Annotated in this window: 4 protein-coding genes; 1 reads left to right on the forward strand and 3 read right to left on the reverse strand. The window is 69.5% G+C overall.

Going from position 1 to position 9,185, the window contains the following annotated elements:
• The first annotated feature begins 61 nt into the window (after positions 1 to 61).
• The gene (locus AC6EI8_RS10345; protein WP_149316842.1) at positions 62 to 976 is read left to right on the forward strand and encodes a LysR family transcriptional regulator; all 915 of its coding nucleotides are present in this window, start codon (positions 62 to 64) and stop codon (positions 974 to 976) included.
• 183 nt (positions 977 to 1,159) lie between these two features.
• Here AC6EI8_RS10345 and AC6EI8_RS10350 read toward each other — a convergent pair whose 3' ends face one another.
• The 3 genes from AC6EI8_RS10350 to AC6EI8_RS10360 are packed head-to-tail and all read right to left on the reverse strand — an operon-like array spanning position 1,160 to position 9,149.
• Positions 1,160 to 2,611 carry an efflux transporter outer membrane subunit gene (locus tag AC6EI8_RS10350; RefSeq protein WP_498381875.1) on the reverse strand — a complete coding sequence of 484 codons (1,452 nt, stop codon included), beginning with the start codon at positions 2,609 to 2,611 and terminating at the stop codon, positions 1,160 to 1,162.
• Positions 2,612 to 2,628: 17 nt separating this feature from the next.
• Positions 2,629 to 5,958 (reverse strand): efflux RND transporter permease subunit, encoded by a 3,330-nt coding sequence (locus AC6EI8_RS10355; protein WP_498381876.1) that lies wholly within the window; start codon positions 5,956 to 5,958, stop codon positions 2,629 to 2,631.
• Positions 5,955 to 9,149, reverse strand: a complete 3,195-nt coding sequence (locus tag AC6EI8_RS10360; protein ID WP_498381877.1) for an MdtB/MuxB family multidrug efflux RND transporter permease subunit — start codon at positions 9,147 to 9,149, stop codon at positions 5,955 to 5,957. The genes AC6EI8_RS10355 and AC6EI8_RS10360 overlap by 4 nt, the downstream gene beginning before the upstream one ends.
• Positions 9,150 to 9,185: the final 36 nt, after the last annotated feature.

Below are 9,185 nucleotides of genomic sequence, written 5' to 3' on the forward strand. Positions count from 1 at the left end.
CTGGACCTGTGGCACCATGGGGCCTTCCCGCGCTTTACCCGCATCCAGCCGAGCATCTGCCATGAGCCTGTCCCTAGAACAACTGCAAGCCTTCGTCGCCGCGGCCGAGACCGGCTCGTTTTCGGCGGCGGCGCGCCGCCTCGGCAAGGCCCAGTCGGTGGTCAGCACCGCCGTGTCCAATCTCGAGATCGATCTCGACAACGCGCTGTTCGACCGCAGCGGCCGCTATCCCGCGCTGACGCCGGCGGGCGAGCGCCTGCTGGTCGAGGCCCGCGTGATCCTGGAGCGCTGCGAGCATTTCCGCGGCGTGGCCAAGAGCCTGGGCGAGGGCGTCGAAAGCCGGCTGGTGCTGGCGGTCGACGAGCTGTATCCCGAGGAGACGCTGGGCGTGCTGCTGGAGGAGTTCTCGCACCGGTTTCCCGCGGTCGAGCTGGAGCTGCTGTTCCCGGTGATGGAGGACGTCAGCCGGCTGGTGCTGGAGGGCGGCGCGGACCTGGGCCTGATGTGGCGGCAGGAGGTGCTGCCGCCCGCGCTGGCGTTCCGCGGGCTCGGTTGGGTGCCGATGCAGATCATCTGCGCGCCCGACCATCCGCTGGCGGCGCAGCAGCGGGTCGGCTGGGAAGAGCTCAAGCGCCATCGCCAGCTGATGGTGGCGGTGCGCAGCGACAGCGAGGAGAAGATGCGCCTGCGCGTGGCCGCCGAGGTCTGGTGGGTCGAGAGCCACTGGGTCATCGTCGAGCTGGTCAAGCGCGAACTGGGCTGGGCCTTCGTGCCGTGGCACGTCGCCGCCAATTCGCCGGCCGCCGCGCAACTCGTCTCGCCCGAACTGGACTTCGACGATCAGGACTGGCCGGTGGCGATGGAGCTGGTCTGGCACAAGCAGCGCCCGCTCGGCAAGGCCGGCGCGTGGCTGCAGGAGCGGGTCAGCCACCAGCCGCTGCCGCAGCCGGCGCCACGGCGGCGCGCAGGGGGATGAGTTGCGCAGCAAGGTGGCAGGCGGGTTTGCCCTCTCCCCCAACCCCCTCTCCCGCAAGCGGGGAGCACGGTATCGCTGGAACTGGCGATGCGTGGGTGAATACGCCGGTTCTCTCCCCTCTCCCGCAAGCGGGAGAGGGGCGGGGGAGAGGGCAAGGGCGCCGGCATCCCGCCGGCGCACCGCTCAGCGCGCCACCGCCGCGCCGTCCCCGGCTTCCTTCGCCACCGCCGTCCCCGGCCCCTGCCAGCCGCCGCCCAGCGCCTTGATCAACACCACGCTGGCGGTCAGCTGCCGGCCGGCGATCGACAGCGCGGTGCGCTCGGCGGTATAGGCCGCGGTCTGCGCCGTCAGCACGTCGAGCAGGCCGGCGGTACCCGCGCGATAGCGGTTGTTGACCAGCGACAGCGCCTCGCGCGCGGACTGCAGCGCCTCGTTCTGTACCACCGCTTCCTGCTCGAGCAGGCGCGCCGCGGCGAGGTTGTCCTCGACCTCCTGGAACGCCGTCAGCACCGTCTGGCGGTAGTTGGCAACGGTCTGGTCGTAGACCGCGATGGCCTGTTCCTTCGCGGCGCTGCGCGCGCCGAAGTCCAGCAGCGTCATCGCCAGTTCGGGGCCGAACGACCAGATCCGGTTCGGCAGCGACAGCCAGCGCTCCAGCGAACTGGACGTAAAGCCCCCCGCGGCCGACAGGCTCAGCGTCGGGTAATACGCGGCCTGCGCGACGCCGATCTGCGCGTTCGCGGCCGCCATGCGGCGCTCGGCCGCGCCGATGTCCGGGCGGCGTTCGAGCAGCTGCGACGGCACCGCGACCGGCACGCGCGGCACCGTCTCGGTGAAGTCGATCGGCGCCAGCGAGAACGCGGCCGGCGGCTGTCCGGTCAGCACCGCGATCGCATGCTCGTACTGCGCGCGCTCGATCTGGATGTCGATCAGCTGCGCCTGCGCGCTCTTGAGCTGCGTCTCCGATTGCAGCACGTCGGAGCGTTGCGCGATGCCGGCCTGGTACTGGTTGCGCACCAGCTGCAACGACTTCTCGTAGTCGGCCACGGTCCGCTGCAGCAGCGCCTGCTGCGCATCCGCGACGCGCAGCAGGAAATAGGTCTGCGCCAGCGTGGCCTGCGTCGACAGCAGCGTCGAGGCCAGGTCGGCCTCGCTGGCCTGCGCGCTGGCCTCGCTGCTTTCGACCTGGCGCCGCACGCGGCCCCACAGGTCCACTTCCCAGCTGGCCGACAGCGTCGCCGTCTGCGCGCTGCTGATATTGCCGTTGCCGCTGCGCGAGCGGTCCACGCTGGCCTGCGCGCCGACCACCGGGAAGTAGCCCGAGCGCGCCGCGCGCAGGATCGCGGTGGCCTGCCGGTACTGCGCCTCGGCGGCGGCGATGGTCTGGTTGGAGATCTTCACGCGCGCCATCAGCGCGTCGAGCTGCGGATCGCCGAACACGGTCCACCAGTCGCCGCGCTGGCTGGCGTCGCCCGGCTCGGCGGGCTTCCATTGGCCCCATTCGGCCGGCGCCTCCTTGAAGGTGGGCGTCACGGGCGCATCGGGCCGCTGGTAGTCGGGGCCGACCGCGCAGGCGCCGAGCAGCAGCGCGCAGGCCATCACGACGCAGCGGGGCAGGGAGGAGGGGCGGGTCATCGCTTTCTGGGTCATCGTCACGAATCGAATCCGGCAGGCGTGGGCGCGGACGGCGCGCCGCCGCCGCTGTTGCGACGGGCCTGGCGGCGGTTGCGCCAGGCCTGCCACTTCAGGCGCCAGCGGTCCAGCGTCAGGTAGACCACCGGCGTGGTGTAGAGGGTCAGCAGCTGGCTGACCAGCAGGCCGCCGACGATCGAGATACCGAGCGGCGCGCGAAGCTCGGCGCCGTCGCCGCGGCCGAGCGCCAGCGGCACCGCGCCGAGCAGCGCCGCCATCGTCGTCATCATGATGGGGCGGAAGCGCAGCAGGCAGGCGCGATAGATCGCCTCGCGCGGCGTCAGCCCCTCGCGCCGTTCGGCATCGATGGCGAAGTCGATCATCATGATCGCGTTCTTCTTGACGATGCCGATCAGCAGGATCACCCCGATCAGCGCGATCACGCTGAACTCGGTGCCCGAGGCCAGCAGCGCCAGCAGCGCGCCGACGCCCGCGGACGGCAGCGTCGACAGGATCGTCAGCGGGTGCACGTAGCTTTCGTACAGCACGCCCAGCACGATATAGATCGTGATCAGCGCGGCCAGGATCAGCAGCGGCTGGCTGCGCAGCGACTCCTGGAAGGCGCTGGCGGTGCCGGCGAAATTCGCCTGCAGCGATTCGGGCGCGCCGATGCGGGCCATCTCGTGCTGGATGCGCTCGGTCGCCTGCGACAGCGACACGCCCTCGGCCAGGTTGAACGAGATCGTCGAGGCCGCGAACTGGCCCTGGTGGTTGACGCCCAGCGGCGTACTGGTCGGCACCACGCGCGCGAATGCCGACAGCGGCACCCGATTGCCCGCGCCGGTCACCACATAGATGTCCTTCAGCGCGTTCGGCCCCTGCAGGTACTCCTGACTGAGCTCCATCACCACCCGATACTGGTTCAGCGGATGGTAGATCGTCGACACCAGGCGCTGGCCGAAGGCGTCGTTCAGCAGCGAATCGACCTGCTGCATCGTGACGCCGAGCCGCGACGCGGTGTCGCGATCGACGATCACCGAGGTCTGCAGGCCCTTGTCGTTGGTGTCGGTGTCGATGTCCTCCAGCTCCTTCAGGTTCGACAGCGCATTGCGGACCTTGGGCTCCCAGGCGCGCAGCACCTCGAGGTCGTCCGAGCGCAGCGTGAACTGGTACTGCGAACTGCTCTGCCGGCCGCCGATGCGGATGTCCTGCACCGGCACCAGGAACAGGCTGGCGCCGGGCTCCCTGGCAAGCTTGCCGCGCAGCCGGGCGATCACCTCGTTGGCGGTCTCGGTCCGCTCCGACAGCGGCTTGAGCGTGACGAACATCTGCCCGGTATTGCGCTGCGAGCCGCCGGTGAAGCCGGTCACGTTGACCACGGCGGGGTCGGACTGCACGATGCGGATGAAGCTGTCGAGCTTCTGGCGCATCGCCTGGAACGAGGTGGCCTGGTCGGCGCGGATGAAGCCGATCAGCCGGCCGGTGTCCTGCTGCGGGAAGAAGCCCTTCGGCACGATCACATAGAGCCAGACGTTCAGGCCGATCGTCACCAGCAGGATCAGCCAGACCAGGCGGCTGTGCCGCAGCGCCACCGACAGCGAGCGCGCATAGCGCTCGTTGATCCAGGTGAACACGCGCTCGCTGGCGCGATCCCAGCGGCCAGGCGGGCGCTGCCGCTGCGGCTCGCGCAGCAGCCGCGCGCACATCATCGGCGTGGTGGTCAGCGAGACCACCAGCGAGACCAGGATCGCCACCGACAGCGTGATCGCGAACTCCTGGAACAGCCGGCCGATGATGCCGCCCATCAGCAGCAGCGGGATGAACACCGCGATCAGCGACAGGCTCATCGAGATCACGGTAAAGCCGACCTCCCTTGCGCCGCGCAGTGCCGCCTGCACCGGCCGCATGCCGGCCTCCAGATGGCGCGAGATGTTCTCCAGCACGACGATCGCATCGTCGACGACGAAGCCGGTGGCGATCGTCAGCGCCATCAGCGACAGGTTGTTCAGCGAGAAGCCGGCCAGGTACATCACGGTGAAGGTGCCGATCAGCGACACCGGCACCGCGACGCTGGGAATCAGCGTGGCGCGCACGTTGCGCAGGAACAGGAACACCACCATGATCACCAGCGCCACCGAGATGATCAGCGTGTGCTCGACCTCGCGCAGCGACGCGCGGATGGTCGGCGTGCGATCCATCATCACGTCCATCGAGATCGCGGCCGGGATCATCTGCCGCAGCGTCGGCAGCATCTCGTTGACGCGGTCGACGGTCTCGATGATGTTGGCGCCCGGCGAGCGGTTCAGCACCAGCAGCACGGAAGGCTCGCCGTTGGCCGAGCCGGCGTTGCGCACGTCCTGCACCGAGTCCGTCACGGTGGCGACGTCGGACAGCCGCACCGGCACCGCGAAGGCGTTTGGCCCGCTGGTGGCGCCATTGCTGCCGCTGGCATTGTTGACGGTCGTGGTGGTCGTGCCGCCGGCGGTCACCGTGGTGGTCGTCACGCCGTTGACGGTGGTGGTGCGCACCGTGCCGCCCGAGGTCGCGCTCGACGTGCTGGCGATCAGCGCGCCGGCGGTGGTGGTCGAATAGCTGCCCGGCGTCGCATAGCGGATGATCAGCGGCATGTAGTCTTCCGCCTTCATCGCCTGGTCGTTGGCGTAGATCTGCCAGGCCTTGCTGTCGTTCTCGACCACGCCCAGCGGCCGGTTCGCATTGGTCGCGCTGATCGCGTTGCGCACGTCGGACAGCGCGATGCCGTACTTGTTCAGCGCGGTGGGATTGAGCGAGACCCGCACCGCCGGCAGCGAGGCGCCGCCGATCGTGACCTGGCCGACGCCCTCGATCTGCGACAGCTTCTGCGCGAGGATGGTCGAGGCGGCGTCGTACAGCTGGCCGCGTGTCATCGTTGGCGAGGTCAGCGCGATGATCATGATCGGCGCGTCCGACGGGTTGACCTTGCGGTAGGTCGGGTTGCCCGGCAGGCTGCTCGGCAGCGTCGCGCGCGAGGCGTTGATCGCTGCCTGCACGTCGCGGGCGGCGCCGTCGATGTCGCGCGACAGGTCGAACTGCAGCACGATCCGCGTCGAGCCGAGCGAGCTGCTCGACGTGATTTCGTTGACGCCGGCGATCGAGCCGAGCGCGCGCTCCAGCGGCGTCGCCACGGTGGCGGCCATCGTCTCGGGGCTCGCGCCCGGCAGCGAGGCCGACACCGAGATGGTCGGATAGTCGACCTGCGGCAGCGGCGACACCGGCAGCATCCGCAGCGCGGCCAGCCCCGCCAGCAGGATGCCCAGCGTCAGCAGCGCGGTCGCGACCGGCCGGTGGATGAAGATGGCCGACAGGTTCATGGTGCCCTCGGCGTGTCGACGGGCGGCGGGGCTCCGGGGATGCCGCCCGGGGTACCCCCCGGCGTGCCGCCCGGGCCGAAGTCCGCATCGACGTCGGCGTCGGGATCGCCGAAGCGGCGGCGCCGCCAGCCCTTGAGCCGGCCGGCGACCCGGTCGAACGCCAGGTAGATCACCGGCGTGGTGAACAGCGTCAGCACCTGGCTGACCAGCAGGCCGCCCACCATCGTGATGCCCAGCGGCCGGCGCAGCTCGGAGCCGATGCCGGTGCCCAGCATCATCGGCAGCGCGGCCAGCAGCGCCGCCATCGTCGTCATCAGGATCGGGCGGAAGCGCAGCAGGCACGCCTCGAAGATCGCGTCGCGCGGCGCCATGCCGCGCTCGCGTTCGGCCTCCAGCGCGAAGTCGATCATCATGATCGCGTTCTTCTTGACGATGCCGATCAGGAGGATGATGCCGATGATCGCGATGATGCCCAGGTCATGGCCGGCCAGCAGCAGCGCCAGCAGCGCGCCGACGCCGGCCGACGGCAGCGTCGACAGGATCGTCACCGGATGGATGGTGCTCTCGTACAGCACGCCGAGCACGATGTACATCGTGACCACGGCGGCCAGGATCAGCCACAGCGTGTTCGACAGCGACGCGCTGAAGGCCAGCGCCGCGCCCTGGAAGGTGGTCTGCATCGAGATCGGCAGGCCGATCTCCTGCTCGACCTGCTTGATCTTGTCGACCGCATGGCCCAGCGCCGCGCCCGGCGCCAGGTTGAACGAGATCGTCGCGGCGGGGAACTGGCCCTGGTGGTTGATCACCAGCGGGCCGGTGCGCTCGCTGATGCGGGCGAACGCGCCCAGCGGCACCTGTCCGCCGGACGAGGAGGGCAGCCGCAGCTCGGCCACCGCCTGCGGGTTGTCGCGGAATTCGGGCATCGCCTCCAGCACCACGCGGTACTGGCTCGCCTGCGTGAAGATCGTCGATACCAGCCGCTGGCCGTAGGCGCTGTACAGCGCGCTGTCGATCACCGCGGTGGTGATGCCGAAGCGCGCGGCCGCGTCGCGGTCGATGTCGACATAGACGCGCAAGCCGTTGTTCTGCTGGTCGGTGGCGACGTCGCGGAATTCGGGTTCCTCCTTCAGCCGCTCGACCAGCTTCGGCACCCAGGTCGCCAGCGTCTGCGGATCGGGGTCTTCCACCGTGAACTGGTACTGCGTGCGCGAGACGCGGTCCTCGATGGTCAGGTCCTGCACCGGCTGCATGTACAGCGAAACGCCGCCCATTTCCTCGACCGCGGCCTGCAGCCGCTCGGTCACGGTCGCGATGTCGTCGCGCTCGCCCTTGGGCTTCAGGTTGATCAGCATGCGGCCGGCGTTCATCGTGGTGTTGGTGCCGTCGACGCCGATGAAGGCGGACACGCTCTGCACCGCCGGGTCCTTCAGCACCACCTCGGAGACCGCGCGCTGCTTCTGCGCCATCGCCTGGAACGAGATGCTCTGCGAGGCCTCGGTGACGCCCTGGATCACGCCGGTGTCCTGCACCGGGAAGAAGCCCTTCGGAATCGCCAGGTACAGCACCACGGTCAGCGCCAGCGTGCCGATCGCCACCAGCAGCGTCGCGCGCTGGCGCCCCAGCACCCAGTTCAGCGCGCGGCCGTAGCGCTCGATCACGCGGTCGAAGAAGGCGCCGGTGGCGCGATGAAAGCGCGGCAGCTGGTCCTCGGGCACATGGCGCAGCATGCGTGCGCACATCATCGGCGTCAGCGTCAGCGACACCACCGCCGAGATCAGGATCGATACCGCCAGCGTCACCGCGAACTCGCGGAACAGCCGGCCCACCACATCGCCCATGAACAGCAGCGGGATCAGCACCGCGACCAGCGAGAAGGTCAGCGAGATGATGGTGAAGCCGATCTGCTTCGAGCCCTTGAGCGCCGCCGCCATCGGCGACTCGCCCTTCTCGATGTAGCGCATGATGTTTTCGATCATCACGATGGCGTCGTCGACGACGAAGCCGGTCGCGATGGTCAGCGCCATCAGCGTCAGGTTGTTGATCGAGAAGCCGGCCAGGTACATCACGCCGAAGGTGCCGACCAGCGACAGCGGCACCGCCACGCCGGGGATCACGGTCGCCGGCACGTTGCGCAGGAACAGGAAGATCACCATCACCACCAGCGCGATCGCCAGCAGCAGCTCGATCTCGACGTCGTGCACAGAGGCGCGGATGGTGGTGGTGCGGTCGGTCAGCACCTCGGCCTTGACCGAGGCCGGCAGCGAGGCCTGCAGCTGCGGCAGCATGGTCTTGATGCGGTCGACCACGGCGATCACGTTGGCGCCGGGCTGGCGCTGGATGTTGACGACGATGGCCGGCTTGCCGTTGGCCCAGGCCGCCAGCCGCGAGTTTTCCGGGCCGTCGACGATGGTGGCCACGTCGGTGATGCGGATCGGCGCGCCGTTCTGATAGCCGATGATGATCTGGCGGTATTCGTCGGCCGAACGCAGCTGGTCGTTGGCGTCGATGGTCGAGGCGCGCGCCGGGCCATCGAAGCTGCCCTTGGCGCCGTTGACGTTGGCCGCGCCGATCGCGGTGCGCAGGTCGTCGATCGACATGCCGAGCGCGGCCAGCGCGGTCGGGTTGGCCTGGATGCGCACGGCCGGGCGCTGGCCGCCGCTGATGGTGACCAGGCCCACGCCCTGGATCTGCGAGATCTTCTGCGCCACGCGCGTATCGACCAGGTCCTGCAGCTTGGGCAGCGGCAGCGTGTCGGAGGTCATCGCCAGCGTCAGGATCGGCGCGTCGGCGGGATTGACCTTGCTGTAGACGGGCGGCATCGGCAGGTCGCCGGGCAGCAGATTGCTGCCGGCATTGATGGCGGCCTGCACCTCCTGCTCGGCGACGTCCAGCGGCAGCGTCAGGTCGAACTGCAGCGTGATCACCGACGCGCCACCCGACGAGGACGACGACATCTGCTTGAGCCCCGGCATCTGGCCGAACTGGCGCTCCAGCGGCGCGGTCACCGCCGAGGTCATCACGTCAGGGCTCGCGCCCGGATACAGCGTGGTGACCTGGATGGTCGGGTAGTCGACCTCGGGCAGCGCCGACAGCGGCAGCATCCGGTAGGCGACCAGCCCGGACAGCAGGATCGCGAGCATCAGCAGCGCGGTGGCGACCGGCCGCTCGATGAATAGGCGTGACGGGTTCATGCAGCGTCCTCGTTACGGCGCGGGCTCATTGTCGTG

It is taken from the genome of Cupriavidus sp. R6-3 (assembly GCF_059772245.1).